This window comes from Pseudomonas sp. PD9R (assembly GCF_019200975.1).
In the GTDB taxonomy this organism is placed as follows: domain Bacteria; phylum Pseudomonadota; class Gammaproteobacteria; order Pseudomonadales; family Pseudomonadaceae; genus Aquipseudomonas.
This window is the reverse complement of the sequence record NZ_JAHTMR010000029.1, coordinates 24,689-41,854: the sequence shown is the minus strand read 5'-3', so window position 1 is coordinate 41,854 and position 17,166 is coordinate 24,689. Positions and strand designations below refer to the sequence as shown.

18 protein-coding genes are annotated in these 17,166 nt (G+C 57.9%); 12 read left to right on the top strand and 6 right to left on the bottom strand.

Annotated elements, in window-relative coordinates; genetic code table 11:
* Positions 1-373: 373 nt before the first annotated feature.
* Together KUF73_RS30220 and KUF73_RS30215 are read right to left on the bottom strand one after the other, a co-directional pair.
* Entirely contained in the window at positions 374-1,594 is a 1,221-nt protein-coding gene (locus KUF73_RS30220) for a CaiB/BaiF CoA-transferase family protein (protein WP_218441610.1), read from the bottom strand.
* 13 nt (positions 1,595-1,607) lie between these two features.
* Entirely contained in the window at positions 1,608-2,789 is a 1,182-nt protein-coding gene (locus tag KUF73_RS30215; protein ID WP_218441609.1) for an acyl-CoA dehydrogenase, read from the bottom strand.
* A gap of 157 nt (positions 2,790-2,946) precedes the next feature.
* On the opposite strand from KUF73_RS30215, the gene KUF73_RS30210 reads away from it, so the two are divergent.
* The 11 genes from KUF73_RS30210 (at position 2,947) to KUF73_RS30160 (ending at position 13,082) form a co-directional block, all read left to right on the top strand.
* A complete protein-coding gene (locus KUF73_RS30210) occupies positions 2,947-3,846 on the top strand; it encodes a LysR family transcriptional regulator (protein WP_218441608.1) in 900 nt (299 codons plus the stop codon).
* A 435-nt stretch (positions 3,847-4,281) separates the two neighbouring features.
* Entirely contained in the window at positions 4,282-5,403 is a 1,122-nt protein-coding gene (locus tag KUF73_RS30205; protein ID WP_218441607.1) for a Re/Si-specific NAD(P)(+) transhydrogenase subunit alpha, read from the top strand.
* Positions 5,404-5,418: 15 nt separating this feature from the next.
* Positions 5,419-5,742 carry an NAD(P) transhydrogenase subunit alpha gene (locus tag KUF73_RS30200; protein ID WP_003187010.1) on the top strand — a complete coding sequence of 108 codons (324 nt, stop codon included), beginning with the start codon at positions 5,419-5,421 and terminating at the stop codon, positions 5,740-5,742.
* Complete coding sequence (locus KUF73_RS30195; protein ID WP_218441606.1) at positions 5,742-7,175, top strand: NAD(P)(+) transhydrogenase (Re/Si-specific) subunit beta; 1,434 nt, start codon at positions 5,742-5,744, stop codon at positions 7,173-7,175. The genes KUF73_RS30200 and KUF73_RS30195 overlap by 1 nt, the downstream gene beginning before the upstream one ends.
* Before the next feature lie 213 nt (positions 7,176-7,388).
* Entirely contained in the window at positions 7,389-8,882 is a 1,494-nt protein-coding gene (locus tag KUF73_RS30190) for an acetyl-CoA hydrolase/transferase family protein (RefSeq protein WP_218441605.1), read from the top strand.
* A gap of 319 nt (positions 8,883-9,201) precedes the next feature.
* The gene (locus KUF73_RS30185; RefSeq protein WP_218441604.1) at positions 9,202-9,417 is read left to right on the top strand and encodes a DUF1127 domain-containing protein; all 216 of its coding nucleotides are present in this window, start codon (positions 9,202-9,204) and stop codon (positions 9,415-9,417) included.
* A 257-nt stretch (positions 9,418-9,674) separates the two neighbouring features.
* Positions 9,675-9,884, top strand: a complete 210-nt coding sequence (locus KUF73_RS30180; RefSeq protein ID WP_218441603.1) for a DUF1127 domain-containing protein — start codon at positions 9,675-9,677, stop codon at positions 9,882-9,884.
* Between the two features lie 145 nt (positions 9,885-10,029).
* The gene (locus KUF73_RS30175) at positions 10,030-10,350 is read left to right on the top strand and encodes a DUF2388 domain-containing protein (protein ID WP_218441602.1); all 321 of its coding nucleotides are present in this window, start codon (positions 10,030-10,032) and stop codon (positions 10,348-10,350) included.
* A 107-nt stretch (positions 10,351-10,457) separates the two neighbouring features.
* Entirely contained in the window at positions 10,458-10,775 is a 318-nt protein-coding gene (locus tag KUF73_RS30170) for a DUF2388 domain-containing protein (protein WP_218441601.1), read from the top strand.
* 28 nt (positions 10,776-10,803) lie between these two features.
* A complete protein-coding gene (locus KUF73_RS30165; protein ID WP_218441600.1) occupies positions 10,804-11,124 on the top strand; it encodes a DUF2388 domain-containing protein in 321 nt (106 codons plus the stop codon).
* On the top strand, positions 11,121-13,082 hold the full coding sequence (locus tag KUF73_RS30160) for a DUF4105 domain-containing protein (RefSeq protein ID WP_218441599.1): 1,962 nt from the start codon (positions 11,121-11,123) through the stop codon (positions 13,080-13,082). Before KUF73_RS30165 ends, KUF73_RS30160 begins: the two co-directional genes overlap by 4 nt.
* Before the next feature lie 116 nt (positions 13,083-13,198).
* On the opposite strand, the gene KUF73_RS30155 is transcribed toward KUF73_RS30160, so the two are convergent.
* The 3 genes from KUF73_RS30155 to trpB all read right to left on the bottom strand — a co-directional run bounded on the left by KUF73_RS30155 (position 13,199) and on the right by trpB (position 15,784).
* A complete protein-coding gene (locus KUF73_RS30155; protein WP_218441598.1) occupies positions 13,199-13,630 on the bottom strand; it encodes an anti-virulence regulator CigR family protein in 432 nt (143 codons plus the stop codon).
* 121 nt (positions 13,631-13,751) lie between these two features.
* Positions 13,752-14,564: a tryptophan synthase subunit alpha gene (trpA, locus tag KUF73_RS30150; RefSeq protein WP_218441597.1), complete on the bottom strand. Its 813-nt coding sequence runs from the start codon at positions 14,562-14,564 to the stop codon at positions 13,752-13,754.
* Positions 14,564-15,784: a tryptophan synthase subunit beta gene (trpB, locus tag KUF73_RS30145; RefSeq protein ID WP_218441596.1), complete on the bottom strand. Its 1,221-nt coding sequence runs from the start codon at positions 15,782-15,784 to the stop codon at positions 14,564-14,566. Before trpB ends, trpA begins: the two co-directional genes overlap by 1 nt.
* A gap of 123 nt (positions 15,785-15,907) precedes the next feature.
* On the opposite strand from trpB, the gene KUF73_RS30140 reads away from it, so the two are divergent.
* Complete coding sequence (locus tag KUF73_RS30140) at positions 15,908-16,801, top strand: LysR family transcriptional regulator (protein ID WP_218441595.1); 894 nt, start codon at positions 15,908-15,910, stop codon at positions 16,799-16,801.
* Here the strand turns inward: KUF73_RS30140 and KUF73_RS30135 are convergent.
* A complete protein-coding gene (locus KUF73_RS30135) occupies positions 16,798-17,124 on the bottom strand; it encodes a YqjD family protein (protein ID WP_047535917.1) in 327 nt (108 codons plus the stop codon). The genes KUF73_RS30140 and KUF73_RS30135 overlap by 4 nt on opposite strands.
* Positions 17,125-17,166: the final 42 nt, after the last annotated feature.

Here is a 17,166-nt window from a genome sequence, read left to right as displayed (position 1 = left end):
GGCGCGCATTCTACAGCAGCCTCATTTGCTGTCAAGTGGTTATTTTCAGAAGCTTTCAAAACTTCCTGAACAACTTCAACCACTTGCGCTTCAGATCTCTCGTCAGCGGGAGGCGAATTCTACAGCGTTACTCGCTGCTGTCAACACCTCTTTTTCAACTTCCTTTTGGCTTCGATGACCTGAAGCAACTTGCTGCCGAAAACTGCGTAACTCTTTGTTTACAAAGGAGTTTTCCGTTTCGACTGCGCCGGAAGTGGGGCGAATTATAGGCCTCCAGAATCTGCCGTCAAGCACTGATTTGGTTTTTCTATCAATAACTTACAGATGGCATGAAAACCGCGCAAAACCGCCTCTTCTATATAGAAGAAAACCTTTAAAGTACCCCCGCCTCTTTGAAAGCACCCACCGCGCCTGCGTCCAATCCCAACACCCGCTGCAAAACCTCCAGCGTATGCTCGCCCAGCAAAGGAGGTGCATAGCGGTATTCCACTGGAGTCTCGGACAGACGAATCGGGCTCGCTACCTGCGGCACCATCCCGGCCAGCGCATGCGGAAGCTCGATCGCCAATCCACGCGCCTTGACCTGCGGATCATCAAACATCTGCGCCAGATCGTTGATCGGCCCGCACGGCACACCCGCCTGTTCCAACTGAACCACCCACTCAGCAGTGGTCTTGAACACCGTTGCCTGGCGAATCAGCGGAATGAGCTCTGCCCGGTTAGCCACCCGCAGCTTGTTGGTAATGAAGCGTGGGTCATCTGCCCACTGAGGCTGCCCAGCCACTTCCGCAAATTTGCGGAACTGCCCGTCATTACCCACGGTAAGAATGAAGTCACCATCCGCCGTAGGAAAATCCTGATACGGCACGATGTTCGGATGAGCATTACCCAGGCGCTTGGGTGCATTGCCCGTCGTCAGATAATTCATGGCCTGGTTCGCCAGACATGCCACCTGAACATCGAGCAACGCCATATCAATATGCTGACCGCCACCATCATGGTCCCGATGAGCAAGCGCCGCGAGGATCGCAACAGTCGAATAGAGCCCGGTCAAAATGTCCGTCAGGGCCACACCGACCTTTACCGGCCCCGCCCCCTCATCCCCTTCAGGTCGCCCTGTCAGACTCATGAGGCCGCCCAAGCCCTGGATCATGAAGTCATAACCCGCGCGCTTGGCATAAGGACCCGTCTGACCAAACCCGGTAATCGAGCAGTAAATCAGATCTGGATTGATTGCCTTCAGCGACTCGTAATCCAGCCCATAAGCCGCCAGCCCGCCGACCTTGAAGTTCTCGATCAAAATGTCCGACTTGGCCGCCAGGTCGCGCACCAACTTCTGACCCTCAGGCCGGGTGAAGTCGATGGTGACCGATTGCTTGTTGCGATTGGCCGACAAGTAATAGGCCGCCTCGCTGGTGTTCTCCCCATAGGCGTCTTTAAGGAAGGGCGGGCCCCATGCGCGCGTGTCATCGCCATTGCCGGGACGCTCGACCTTGATCACTTCAGCGCCAAGGTCTGCAAGAATCTGTCCGGCCCAAGGCCCGGCCAACACCCGCGATAAATCCAGTACCCGTAGATGCGAAAGCGCGCCCATGGCCCTTCTCCTATTAATAGAACGCCTGGAGGCCGGTCTGCGCGCGACCGAGGATCAGTGCATGGACGTCGTGCGTACCTTCATAAGTGTTCACCACTTCCAGGTTTACCAAGTGACGAGCAACCCCGAATTCATCGGAAATACCGTTACCACCCAACATGTCGCGAGCCATGCGAGCGATGTCCAGAGACTTGCCGCAGGAGTTGCGCTTCATCATCGAAGTGATTTCGACCGCCGCAGTACCCTCATCTTTCATGCGACCCAGACGCAGGCAGCCTTGCAGCGCCATCGTGATTTCGGTCTGCATGTCGGCCAGTTTCTTCTGGATCAACTGAGTGGCTGCCAATGGGCGACCGAACTGCTGACGATCCAGGGTGTACTGGCGAGCGGTGTGCCAACAGAACTCGGCAGCGCCAAGCGCGCCCCAGGAGATTCCGTAACGTGCAGAGTTGAGACAAGTAAAAGGGCCTTTCAAGCCACGGACGTCCGGGAAGATGTTCTCTTCCGGCACAAACACATTGTCCATGACGATTTCACCAGTGATCGATGCCCGCAGGCCGACTTTGCCGTGAATCACCGGAGCGCTCAGGCCCTTCCAGCCCTTCTCCAGCACGAAGCCACGGATGTCGCCAGCATCGTCCTTGCCCCAGACCACAAACACATCAGCGATCGGGCTGTTGGTGATCCACATCTTGCTGCCGGTCAGGCTATAGCCGCCTTCCACCTTACGTGCACGAGTAATCATCGCGCCCGGGTCGGAACCGTGGTTAGGCTCCGTCAGACCGAAGCAGCCAATCCATTCGCCCGAGGCCAGTTTTGGCAGGTACTTCTGCTTCTGGGCTTCAGTCCCGAATTCATTGATCGGCACCATCACCAGCGAAGACTGCACGCTCATCATCGAGCGATAACCAGAATCGACACGCTCGACTTCACGAGCGATCAAGCCATAGCTGACGTAGTTCAGGCCGCTGCCACCGTACTGCTCTGGAATGGTTGCGCCCAACAGGCCCACTTCGCCCATCTCGCGAAAGATCGCCGGGTCGGTCTTTTCATGGCGGAAAGCTTCGAGAACGCGCGGTGCGAGCTTTTGCTGGGCGAACTGCGCAGCGGTGTCGCGGATCATGCGTTCTTCTTCGGTGAGCTGTTGATCCAGCAGCAGGGGATCGATCCAGTTGAAGCTAGCTTTACCGGCCATGAGTGTGTCCTCTCGAAACGGGTCAAATAACGTGGAGTGATCCTAGGCCGGCTTCGGCGTTCCGGCAAACGAGGATTTTGCATACTGTTGTGCTAATTTCTCACTTCGAAACATCGCTAAATGCCATTAATGCGATGTATTAGTGAGGTTGACGTACATGCGCCGAAAGATACCCAGCACTACTGCCCTGATCAGTTTTGAAGCGGCGGCACGTCACGAGAGCTTCACCAAGGCAGCATTGGAGCTTTCGCTGACCCAAGGGGCGATTTGCCGACAGATCGCCAGCCTTGAGGAGTTCCTCAGCGTGGAACTGTTCCGACGCTCACGGCGCGGAGTGAAACTGACCGAAGCCGGGCTTTCCTACAGCCGGCGTGTAGCGACCCAACTGGATGCGGTCGAGCGCGACACCTTGTCCGTGATGGGCCAGCAGGGTGCCAACGTGATTGAGTTAGCGGTGGTCCCAACCTTCGGCACTCAATGGCTATTGCCTCGACTCAAAGATTTCCAGCAAAAACACCCGGAAGTCACCGTCAATCTGACTAACCGAACTCGCCCGTTCCTGTTTGCCGATACCGAATTCGATGCCGCGATCTATTTCGGCGATGCAGACTGGTCCGGTACAGAATCCCACCGCCTGATGGGCGAGCATCCGATGCCCGTGTGCAGTCCCGACCTACTGGGAAACAAGACAATTCTGACGCCCAGCGAGATCGCTGACTTACCACTCCTGCAACAGACCACCCGCCCCTATGCCTGGCGACAGTGGTTCAACTCTCAACACCTGAATCTCCCTCGAGACATGACAGGCCCGCGCTACGAGCTATTCTCCATGCTGGCCCAAGCGGCCATGCACGACATGGGTATCGCCCTGATTCCGCCATTTCTGATTCAGCGCGAATTGGCCGAGAAACGGCTGGTGATCGCCAACCCGCAAGCACTCTCCAGCATCAAGGCTTACTACCTGATGATTCCTGAGAGAAAGGTCGAATCTGCGTCTTTACGCGCTTTTCGAGACTGGCTTGTGAACCAGGCCCATAGCTACAGTGTAGAGGAATAAAGGTCTACGGCGATTAGCTGACCTCGTAGTCAGCAAAACCAAAACCCTACAGATATAACTATTTGTCGCACTTACGCAGACTGTACCCAAAAGCAGTACAAACGTCCCACAAGCGCCTGAAGACGTGGCTTTGCGCCTCTATTTTGGAGCAATGCCGCATCATTCATATGGCCGATGTGTAAATTCTCGAATTTCGGCCAATATCCTTATAAGGCACGGCCTGCAAGGGATTGACCCGGTTAGTTGCGACATTCGGTCACGGGGTGACTTGTAGTTAATTTTCCGTCACCCGTCATAATCCCTTGAAGGGCACAAAGTTCGCCTGCAAAATGCCGCGCCCCGCCCTGATTTGGTGGGATCGTGCTGATCGGCCGCCCCAGCCGCACCATCCGTAGTGCATGGGTTTACTCAATAAGATCACGCAGGAGATTTGACGTGCACATTGGTGTTCCTCTCGAAACCCAGACGGGTGAAACACGGGTTGCTGCAACCCCGGAAACCATCAAAAAGCTGATCAGCCAGGGTCATAAAGTCACGGTGCAAAGCGGCGCCGGCTTTAATGCCAGCGTTGTCGACAGTGCTTATGAAGTGGCAGGCGCAACTATTGGCAGTGCCAGCGATGCTTTTGGTGCTGAGCTGATTCTCAAAGTGGTCGCCCCCAGCGACAACGAGCTGACGCTGATCAAGAGCGGCACCGTTGTGGTCGGGATGCTCAACCCGTTCAGCAATGAAACCATCGCCAAGCTGGCCGAATGCGGCATAACCGGGTTTGCACTGGAAGCCGCACCGCGTACTTCCCGCGCCCAGAGCCTGGATGTGCTGTCCTCGCAAGCGAACATCGCCGGCTATAAAGCTGTTCTGTTGGCCGCTCACCACTATCCGCGCTTCATGCCGATGCTGATGACTGCTGCGGGTACCGTGAAAGCGGCGCGCGTGCTGATTCTCGGTGCCGGTGTTGCCGGCTTGCAGGCGATCGCGACAGCGAAACGCCTAGGCGCAGTGATCGAAGCGTCTGATGTGCGTCCTGCGGTAAAAGAGCAGATTGAATCCCTCGGCGCCAAGTTCGTCGACGTGCCTTATGAGACCGATGAAGAGCGCGAATGCGCCGTCGGTGTCGGCGGTTACGCACGCCCGATGCCGGCCAGCTGGATGCAACGTCAGGCCCTGGCCGTACACGAACGCGCCAAACAGGCTGACATCGTCATCACCACCGCACTGATTCCGGGCCGCAAGGCCCCGACCCTACTGAGCGCGGAAACAGTGGCGCAAATGAAGCCAGGCTCAGTGGTCATCGACCTCGCGGCAGCCCAGGGCGGTAACTGCCCGCTGACCGTGGCCGATCAGGTGGTCGTCGAGAATGGCGTGACCATTTGCGGTCCGACCAACCTGGCCGGTGCGGTCGCGGCAGACGCTTCGGCGCTATACGCCCGCAACCTGCTGGACTTCCTGAAGCTGGTCTTCACCAAAGAAGGCCAGTTCGAGATCAACCTCGAAGACGACATCGTCGCCGCGTGCCTGATGTGCCGCGACGGCCAAGTCATCCGCAAAAACGCTTAAGCAGGGATTCAGACGATGGAAGAGCTTATCTCCCCCGGTATCTACAACCTGATCATCTTCGTGCTGGCGATTTATGTCGGTTATCACGTGGTCTGGAACGTTACACCTGCGCTTCACACGCCTTTGATGGCTGTGACCAACGCCATTTCGGCGATCGTGATCGTCGGCGCCATGCTGGCGGCGGCGCTGACCGTCACGCCACTGGGCAAAACCATGGGCACCCTCGCGGTAGCACTGGCGGCAGTCAACGTGTTCGGTGGCTTCCTGGTCACCCGTCGCATGCTTGAGATGTTCAAGAAAAAAGCCCCGAAAGCCGTAAAAGAAGAGGCGCCTAAGTAATGAGCATGAACCTCGTCACGACGCTCTACTTGATCGCGTCAATCTGCTTCATCCAGGCCCTCAAAGGCTTGTCGCACCCCACCACCTCGCGACGCGGCAACCTGTACGGCATGCTCGGCATGGCGCTGGCAATCCTGACCACCGTTGGCCTCATCTATAAGCTGGGTGCTGAGCTCGCAACTGCCGGGATCGGTTATGTCATCGTCGGCCTGCTGATCGGTGGCACCGCCGGTTCGATCATGGCCAAACGCGTTGAAATGACCAAGATGCCGGAACTGGTCGCATTCATGCACAGCATGATCGGTATGGCTGCGGTATTTATCGCCATTGCCGCCGTGGTAGAGCCGCAGTCGCTGGGCATCGTCAAACATCTGGGGGACTCGATTCCGGCGGGTAACCGTTTGGAGCTGTTCCTCGGCGCAGCCATTGGTGCAATCACCTTTTCCGGCTCGGTCATCGCTTTCGGCAAGCTCTCGGGTAAATACAAGTTCCGCTTGTTCCAGGGCGCACCGGTACAGTTCGGCGGTCAGCACAAGCTGAACCTCCTGCTGGGCGTGGCGACACTGGCATTGGGCGTGACCTTCATGCTCACTGGCAATCTCAGCGCGTTTGCATTGATGCTGGCCCTGGCTTTTGTCTTGGGCGTGCTGATCATCATCCCGATTGGTGGTGCGGACATGCCGGTCGTGGTGTCGATGCTCAACAGCTACTCGGGCTGGGCGGCGGCAGGTATCGGTTTCTCGCTGAACAACTCGATGCTGATCATTGCCGGTTCGCTGGTAGGTTCGTCCGGTGCGATCCTTTCGTACATCATGTGCAAGGCGATGAACCGTTCCTTCTTTAATGTGCTGCTCGGCGGCTTCGGCAACACAGCCGACGCAGGTCCTGCCGGTGCAAAAGAAGCGCGTCCGGTGAAATCCGGCTCCGCTGACGATGCGACCTTCCTGCTGACCAACGCCGACACCGTGATCATCGTTCCGGGTTACGGCCTGGCGGTGGCTCGGGCACAGCACGCGCTGAAGGAACTGACCGAGAAGCTGACCCATCGCGGCGTGACCGTGAAATACGCGATCCACCCGGTCGCCGGCCGCATGCCTGGGCACATGAACGTGTTGCTGGCCGAGGCCGAAGTGCCTTACGACCAAGTGTTCGAGATGGAAGACATCAACTCCGAGTTCGGTCAGGCCGATGTGGTTCTGGTGCTTGGTGCCAACGATGTGGTCAACCCGGCCGCCAAGAACGATCCGAAATCGCCGATTGCCGGCATGCCGATCCTCGAAGCGTTCAAGGCCAAGACCATCATCGTCAACAAGCGCTCGATGGCCAGCGGCTATGCTGGCCTGGACAACGAACTGTTCTACCTGGACAAAACCATGATGGTGTTCGGCGACGCTAAAAAGGTCATTGAAGACATGGTCAAAGCCGTCGATTAATTCTCGCTGGCAACGCAAACGCCCCGACTTGTCGGGGCGTTTTTGTTTGTGCAAATCGTCGAACAAACCACCGTTTTGTTACCGATCCTGTAACGGTGTTTTGCTTGCAAGCCCCGGAATAGACGCCTCTTTTGCGACCTTGGTAGCGGGACGCGGGCCAGTGAAATTAACTAGACTGCGCATCCTGCTACCCGTTGCCCGAGATAACAATCCATGTACCGTGACCGTATTCGCCTGCCTTCGTTGTTGGATAAAGTGATGAGCGCTGCCGACGCCGCCGCTCTGATTCAGGACGGCATGACCGTCGGCATGAGCGGCTTCACCCGTGCCGGCGAAGCCAAGGCCGTACCCCAAGCGCTCGCCGAGCGCGCCAAGGTCACGCCGCTGAAGATCAGCCTGATGACCGGCGCCAGTCTGGGCAACGACCTCGATAAACAACTCACCGAAGCCGGCGTACTGTCGCGACGCATGCCGTTCCAGGTCGACAGCACGCTGCGCAAGGCGATCAATGCCGGCGAGGTGATGTTCATCGACCAGCACCTCTCGGAAACCGTCGAGCAATTGCGCAACCAGCAGCTAAAACTGCCAGACATCGCCGTGATCGAGGCCGTGGCCATTACCGAGCAAGGCCACATCGTGCCAACCACCTCCGTGGGCAACTCGGCCAGCTTCGCGATTTTCGCCAAACACGTGATTGTCGAGATCAACCTGGCGCACAACCCGAACCTCGAAGGCCTGCACGACATCTATATCCCGACTTATCGTCCGACCCGCACACCGATTCCACTGGTCAAGGTCGACGATCGCATTGGCAGCACCGCCATCCCGATTCCGCCAGAAAAGATCGTGGCAATCGTGATCACCAATCAATCCGATTCCCCGTCCACTGTCCTGCCACCGGACGTTGATACCCAGGCGATCGCTGACCACCTGATCGGCTTCTTCAAGCAGGAAGTGTCCGCCGGGCGCATGACCAACAAACTCGGCCCTTTGCAGGCTGGCATCGGCACCATTGCCAATTCGGTGATGTGCGGCCTGATCGATTCACCATTCGAAGACCTGACGATGTACTCGGAAGTGCTGCAGGACTCGACCTTCGATTTGATCGACGCCGGCAAACTGAGCTTTGCATCCGGCAGTTCGATCACCTTGTCGAGCCGTCGCAACGCCGATGTGTTCGGCAATCTGGAGCGCTACAAGGACAAGTTGGTGCTGCGCCCGCAGGAGATCTCCAATCACCCTGAAGTGGTTCGTCGTCTCGGCATCATTGGCATCAACACGGCGCTTGAGTTCGACATCTATGGCAACGTCAACTCTACCCACGTCTGCGGCACGCGGATGATGAACGGCATTGGCGGTTCGGGAGATTTTGCACGCAACGCGCACCTGGCGGTTTTTGTAACCAAGTCGATTGCCAAGGCCGGCGCGATTTCCAGCGTTGTGCCGATGGTCAGCCATGTTGACCATACCGAGCACGACGTTGACATCCTCGTGACTGAGGTCGGCCTGGCCGACCTGCGCGGTCTGGCGCCCCGGGAACGGGCCCGCGTCATCATCGACAACTGTGTGCACCCGGACTATCGCCAGGCACTGAATGACTACTTCATTGCCGCATGCGCCCTTGGCGGCCATACGCCGCACATCCTGCGTGATGCCCTGAGCTGGCACATGAACCTGGAAGAAACCGGACGAATGCTCGCGGTGTAATCGATACAGATAGCAGCTGACGCAAACACAGTTTCGTCAGCTTGCGATTGCCCGGCGCATTTCTTTCAAAAACTGTACTGCTGTACTGGTGATTTTCGACTTGAAACACCTATGCTCGACAGCAAAAACCGCACAATCGCACCACAAAGGTGCAGATAGGTACAGTTGCTTCAATTTAGACCAGTACACCCCCTATAAACAGTTAACTGAGCCCTCACAATACAGCTGAACTGTATCTACAGAGACTAGGCAAAGAAGAGGAACATGGGCACCAGTTAAACCACTACCTAATCCCGCCACAAGCGGAAGGATGACCACCATGGAACGTACACTCAGTTCCGATCTGTTCTTCGAAGACACTGCTGCAAAAACCCAGGCTTCCATGCCTCTTCGCGTTATCGCCAACCTGATGCTGTGGCAGCGCCGCATCTCCAGCCGCCACCAACTGGCTCGTCTGGATTCGCGTCTGCTGGCTGACGCCGGGATTAGCGAATCGCAACGCTACGAAGAGCTGAGCAAGCCGTTCTGGCGCTAAGTTAGCGTCGCTGGCTCTGACCTTAAGGTCCACCGCCAGCAACCCGAATTGAAACAACAAAACCCGTCGTGGGAAACCACGACGGGTTTTGTCGTTTTTGGCCATCAGAATTGGCCACACAGTAGCGATAGCAACGAACAAGTACAGTTTTAAATAACAACGAACTGAACCAGTACAATTTCAATCCAGTGTGTCTGCCACAGGAAGCTAGTCGACGTCATCCTAAGTGATCACTTTGTCAGCACAAGGATTGCGCCATGAATCACTTATTGGATATTTCCACTGCCGCGCTTGAAACAAAGCCACGTTTACACTTGGCCCGCAGGGTGCTTAAAGGGTTTTGCGACAGCCTGGAAAGGGCCAGAACCCGGCGTTTATTGGCCCAACTCGATGATCGGCACCTTTCAGACCTGGGCATAAGCCATTCCGATCGTGTCAACGAATTGGACCAACCGTTCTGGCGCTAATCTCCTACCCTAACAAACGGCACTGTTCGAATCGCTATTGGCAGGCCTAATATCAGATCAGAACGTGGCGAACGCCGAGTGTCTGGCGTCTACCTCTCCAGATACCGCACCACCTTTCAATTGATTTATCCAAAGGAGTTTCACCATGTCCCGTCTTCGTCTGCTCAGCGCTGCAGCCTTGCTCGCCGTGGCTGCCAATTCCCACGCCACCAGCTTCATCGTGACCACCGATGCAGTCGTCAACGCACTCAAGGCCACGTCCGATGCCACCACCGACGTCGTCTCCTCTTCGTTCAAGGATGACAAAATCGTCCTCGCCGCACGTGACGACGCCGCCAGCTTTGTCGCCACCGAAGGCAATATCCGAGGCGTGAAACTGGAAAGCGCACTCGACCACATTCGTCACCAGGCACCACAGTTGAATGCAACAGACGCGCAGCTGGCGCAGGCGATCCTGACGATCTAAGCGAATGTTCTGACATGGGACACGCCCAACGTGTCCCAATGTTTCGACGCTGGCTCTAACCCGGGCCTTGCGCTAGCCTTGGGACTCACTTTCGACTGTCGAGTCTCATGCGTTTTCTTTCAAATCTATTGATCACTCCAGTAATTTTTGCGGCCAGCTACGCCGGTGCGGCCCATGCTTTCGATGCCTTTAATCTGTCTACCCAAGGCACGGTTGTCAGCGGTTATGCCACAAGCATGGTGACCTCCGCGCCCTTCGACCATAAACTGCTGATCGCCGCCCGCGATGACGCTGCGGCATTCATCGCCAGTGACGGCCAACTGAGAGGCGCACAACTGGAATCCGCCCTGAATTATCTACGCCGGACCCAGCAAAAACTTCATGCCAGCGATCTTGAACTGGCACAGGCAATTCTCGTCCAATAGTTATCCCAAGTTTCTCCGGAGTCGTTCCATGCGTAACCCGCTGATTGCTGCCACCCTAGGCCTGCTGCTGTTGGCCGACGTGGCCCAGGCCCATACCCTGGTAGCCACCAGTAATATGCTGATTCGTGCCACCCAGCGCACACTTGATTTCACTTCCGATACCACCACGTCGATCCGCGACTCGAAAATAGTCCGCGACGCCCAGGACGATGCGGCAAGTTTCGTTGCCAGCAACGGCGACATTCGCGGTGCGCAACTGGAATCAGCCCTCGACATGTTGCGCACTCGGGTACCGGAAGCCCGTGACGCCAGTGATCAGGATCTCGCCGAAGCCATCCTCGCACTGTGAAGTCTCCAACCGCCTGGCTGTTGGCCGGGGCGCTGATGCTGCTAGGCAACAGCGCCCACGCCGGACTTGAATTGCACCTCAAGACCGACGGTCTGAGCCCCGCGCAACAGCAAGCCAGCAAGGCCTTGCTCGATGAAGCCATGCAGGCGTTGCCTCCGCTTTTCATCAAACAACTGGATCGGCGGATTGATGTCGGCTGGACTGACGATATGCCTAAAAATGCCTACGGTCAGGCATCACTGGTGTCCGAACTCGATCTGAACCGCAACCTGCTGGCCAGCCTCAGCGACGGCAGTGCCGCCACCAAGAAGACCTATCGCCCGCATGGCACCGTGCGCCGGGAAATGCTGGCCACCGTGCTGCACGAACTGACTCACATCTATGACCGCTCGCGCCTCTGGCCAGACGATGAACGCAAGCTGATCCAACACTGCACCCGGCGCAAGAGCAGCTCAGGGTTGGTCGGAATCCTTGACCAATGCCGGGGTCAGTCCGATCGACGCTTTACCCTTAGCGACGATCCACGCCTGCTCGACCTGGCCGGATGGCAGCAATACGTTGGCCGTCGCGGCGAACGCGAACAGCACAACCGCCAGATCGCCCGCAGTCCGGATATTTACGAGACCAGCAGCCCCAAGGAATTCGTCGCGGTCAACATGGAGTATTTCCTCCTCGACCCGAGCTACGCCTGTCGTCGCCCCGCACTGTATCGCTATTACAAGGAACACTTCGGCTGGGCACCCGCTGCCAAAGACACGTGCAGCAAAACGTTCGCCTTCCTCAACGCCGGCAATGATTTCGCCAAAAATCCCTTGGGCCAGATCGACCCGGAACGGGTTTACGCCATCGACTACTTGCTCGCCGAGGCAAACCAGAACCTGTTCAGTCGCTGGGGACACAGCATGTTGCGCCTGGTGATCTGTGCACCGGGACGGCCACGTGGTCCGGATTGCCGGTTGGACCTGGATCAGCACCTGGTGCTGTCGTACCGCGCCTTTGTCGGCGACGTTCAGTTGTCGAGTTGGGATGGATTGATCGGCAAATACCCGTCGCGGCTTTTTGTTCTGCCGCTGTCCCAGGTCATTGACGAATACACCAAAACCGAATTGCGCAGTTTGGCCTCCGTGCCCCTGAACCTGTCGCACGGTGAGATCGAAGATGTAGTAGAACGTGCCGCCGAGATGCACTGGAGTTACGACGGCAGCTACTTCTTCCTGTCCAACAACTGCGCTGTGGAAGAGCTGAAGTTACTGCGCGGGGGCACCAACAACCCACAACTGGTCGGGCTCGACAACATCATGCCCAACGGCTTGCTTGAAGTACTGAAGGGCCGGGGGCTGGCGGATACCAGCGTGCTGGATGATCCAAAGGAGGCGTTGCGTCTGGGCTATCGCTTCGATTCTTTCCGCGACCGTTATCAAGCGATGTTCGAGGTGGTGAAGAAGCGCCTGCCCATCAAGCAGGATAACGTCGAGGACTGGTTGTCGCTGCCCGCCGCTGAACGCCGCCAATGGTTCGAGCAGTCCGACTTGCGCACAAGCGCGGCACTGCTCCTGCTGGAACAGGCGAGTTTTCGCCAGCAGTTGTTGTTGGCTCAGGACGAGGTGAAGCAGCGTTATCTAGGTGCACGCGAGCTGAAAAACGGCGGCATGGACAAGGCCAACGAGACGCTGAGGCAAATCCTCGACAATAGCGGCTTCCTCAGCCGTCCCGCAGAGCTGCTCGGCACCGGCGGTTATGGCTTGCCGCAGCCGAGCGAGTGGGAACATCTGGAATCGGAAAGCAGCCTGCGGCAGAAACAGCTGCTGGTGCTGAGCGGAGATCTGGATAAGGAAGTGCGAGCGCTGCTGGAACCGAGCCGCGCCGCCGAAATGGCGGCCAACGAAGCCAACGTGAAACAAATCGGCGAGCATTTGCGCAAGTTGCACAAGGCGGCAGGTGGGTTGGAACTGCCTTGATGCCGTAAAAGCCAAAGATCGCAGCCTACGGCAGCTCCTGCAGGGAATAGTGATCCTCTGTAGGAGCTCCGCAGGCTGCGATCTTTTGATCTACTGCTCCGATGTACTACGTCTGATCAATACAACACCCCCTGCAACACCTCATAAACAATCCCTGTTCCCGCAGCGATCAGCACAACGTCGGCGCCCGCGCGGCGCCATTCGTAGCCCGGGTAATACGGCAAGCGGCTCAATGCGCGGTTATCCAGCCGTTCGCCGTAGTAACCGTGAGGCAGCGGTCGGCCACGCACCACATAGATACCCGGTGGTGGTGGCGCGCCACGGACGAAATAGCCGTGATTGTCGTTTATGGTCTGGCGCACCGGGCCGAAGTCCCTTGGCGGTGGACCGCCGCGATGGTTGTCTTGCGGGCCCCGGTGATCATCGCCGTGATAGTCACCGTGGTTATCGTAGCGGCCGTGATCGTCGTGTTGATCAGCGTTGGCATGCAGGGCCGCGCCGAGCATCAGCACACCCAGGCTGGCAATCACACGTTTCGACATTTTCATCAGGTCTTTCCTCACAACACACACAGCAAAAAGGGCTTCAGAACGTAGTCCTGAAGCCCTCGGTCTTGCTGATTAGTCTGTGTTGAAAGGCTCTAATTCCTCTGTATCAGGAACTTTACCTTCAGCTGACGCGGGCTTTACGCACGCCGTCGGCCAATGCCGAGCAAAGGCTCAACACGCCATCCACGGCTTGCTCCGGTGTCGCCGCATTGGCGATCTGATCAATCAATGCCGAACCCACCACCACACCATCCGCCAGACGCGCGATGTTTGCCGCTTGCTCCGGCGTGCGGATGCCGAAACCGATGCTGATCGGCAGATCGGTATGACGACGCAAACGAGCGACGGCCTCTTCGACATGCTCCAGAGTCGCTGCGCCGGCACCAGTCACACCGGCCACCGACACGTAATACACAAACCCGGAGCTGCCGTTCAAGACCGTTGGCAGCCGCACATCGTCAGTGGTCGGCGTGGTCAGACGGATGAAGTCGATACCCGCCGCCTGGGCCGGATCACACAGCTCGCCGTTATGCTCGGGCGGCATGTCGACCACGATCAGGCCGTCGACGCCGGCATCTTTCGCTTCTGCGATAAAGCGCGGTACGCCGTATTTGTGGATCGGGTTGAAGTAACCCATCAGCACCAGCGGCGTTTCGTTGTTGTCCTTGCGGAACTCACGAACCATTTCCAGGGTTTTCGCCAGGTTCTGCTTGGCAGTCAGGGCGCGGATGTTCGCGAGCTGAATCGCCGGGCCATCGGCCATCGGATCGGTGAAGGGCATGCCCAACTCGATCACGTCGGCGCCAGCCGCCGGCAAGCCTTTGAGAATCGCCAGAGACGTGTCATAGCCCGGATCGCCAGCAGTAACGAAGGTCACCAGAGCGGCGCGGTTCTGTTCCTTGAGTTCGGCAAAGCGCGTTTGCAGGCGGCTCATCAGTGTTTCTCCTGCTTGGATTGTTCCATGTGGTGCATCACGGTTTGCATGTCTTTGTCGCCACGGCCGGACAGGTTGACCACCATCAAGTGATCTTTCGGCAGGCTCGGTGCGCGTTTGAATACTTCGGCCAATGCGTGGGCGCTTTCCAGTGCAGGAATAATCCCTTCCAGGCGGCAGCATTTGTGGAACGCGTCGAGCGCTTCGTCGTCGGTCACAGAGGTGTATTGAACGCGGCCGATGTCATGCAACCAGGCGTGTTCCGGGCCGATGCCCGGATAGTCGAGGCCGGCAGAGATCGAATGCGCGTCGATGATCTGGCCATCGTCGTCCTGCAGCAGGAAGGTACGGTTGCCGTGCAGCACGCCCGGTACACCACCGTTGAGGCTGGCCGCGTGTTTACCGGTTTCGATACCGTAACCGGCCGCTTCAACGCCGATGATTTCGACGCTCTTGTCATCGAGGAACGGGTGGAACAGGCCCATGGCGTTGGAGCCACCGCCGATACACGCCACCAGGCTGTCCGGTAGACGGCCTTCCTGGGCTTGCAGCTGGTCACGGGTTTCCTTGCCGATAACGGCCTGGAAGTCGCGGACCATGGCTGGATAAGGGTGCGGGCCGGCCACGGTGCCGATCAGGTAGAAGGTGCTGTCGACGTTGGTCACCCAGTCACGCAGGGCTTCGTTCATCGCATCTTTCAGGGTGCCGGTGCCCGCCACGACCGGGATCACTTCGGCACCCAACAGCTTCATGCGGAACACGTTGGCCTGCTGACGCTCGATGTCAGTAGTGCCCATGTAGATCACGCAATCCAGACCAAAACGCGCCGCAACGGTGGCAGTCGCCACGCCGTGCATGCCCGCGCCGGTCTCGGCGATGATGCGTTTCTTACCCATGCGCCGCGCCAGCAGGATCTGGCCGATGCAGTTGTTGATCTTGTGCGCGCCGGTGTGGTTCAGCTCTTCGCGCTTGAGGTAAATCTTCGCGCCGCCGCAGAACTCGGTCAGGCGCTCAGCGAAATAAAGCGGGCTTGGACGACCGACGTAATCGCGCTGGAAGTAGGCCAATTCTTCTTTGAATGCAGGATCTTCCTTGGCCACTTCGTATTCGCGGGCCAGATCGAGGATCAACGGCATGAGGGTTTCGGCGACGTAACGGCCACCGAACGCGCCAAACAGGCCGTTGGCGTCAGGGCCGTTGCGCAGATTAGTCTGGGTCATGGGGCGCTCCAGTTGAATGCGTGAAGTGATGCATAAAGAGATAGTGGGCTCACTCTACCCCTCACGCCCTGGACTGAAAACCGATAAGATCGCTGCAACCTGTCAGGAAAACTCACAGATACCATGCGCCATGATCTCCCACCGCTAAACGCCCTGCGTGCCTTCGAAGCCACTGCCCGTCTGAACAGCGTCAGTCAGGCTGCAGAACAGTTGCATGTCACCCACGGTGCGGTCAGCCGGCAGCTGAAGGTGCTGGAAGAACACCTTGGCGTAAGCCTTTTCGTTAAAGATGGTCGCGGCCTTAAACTCACAGATGCCGGTATCCGTTTACGTGACGCCAGCGGCGAAGCCTTCGAACGCCTGCGCACGGTTTGCGCTGAAATCACCCAAAGCACCGCTGATGCACCGTTCGTGCTCGGCTGCTCGGGAAGCCTGCTGGCACGCTGGTTTATTCCGCGCCTTGGGCGACTGAATGCTGACCTGCCAGACCTGCGTCTGCACCTGTCGGCCGGAGAAGGAGACCTCGATCCCCGTCGCCCCGGACTTGATGCCTTGCTGGTTTTTGCCGAGCCACCCTGGCCGGCGGACATGCAGGTATTCGAACTCGCCAGCGAACGAATCGGCCCGGTCATGAGCCCCCGTTTCGCCGGCTATGAGCGGTTGAAAGGGGCACCGGCCACGGCTCTGCTCAACGAGTCAGTGCTGCACACCACTTCACGTCCGCAAGCGTGGCCCAGTTGGGCGCAGCAAAGCGGCCTCGACGCCAGGGCGCTGAAGTACGGTCAAGGTTTCGAGCATTTATATTACTTACTGGAAGCAGCGGTGGCCGGGTTGGGAGTGGCGATTGCCCCTGAACCGCTGGTGGCCGAGGACTTGAAGGCTGGTCGCCTGGTCGCACCGTGGGGTTTCAGCGAAACCTCGGCACAGTTGGCACTGTGGCTACCCAAGCGCGCCGCGGACGGGCGCGCCCGGCAACTGGCGCAGTGGCTCAAGAATGAGCTGCGCCTGACGGATTAGTCACCACGTTTGCACAATAGGTAGGCCGCCAGCAAACCCAATGCGCCCACGGCGACACCCGCTGTAGTCCAAGGGTGTTCCTGAGCGTAGTCCCGAGTGGCAATCCCGGTTTCACGGGTTTTGACCTTGACCTCTTCATAGGCATCAGCGAGCAGATGACGTGAATGTCTCAATGCATTCTCGGCGTTGCCTTTAAGCACCTTGAGGGTTTTACGCGACTCGTCCGACGCGTCGTCCTTCAAGTTTTCCAAGGATTTGAGCAGGCTCTCGATTTCCGCTTCCATGCTTTGCAATGAGGCTTTACGTAACGAGCTGTTGGCCATGGTGGCTCTCCTTCATTGTTGATGAGTGGCGTGTGTTGGTTG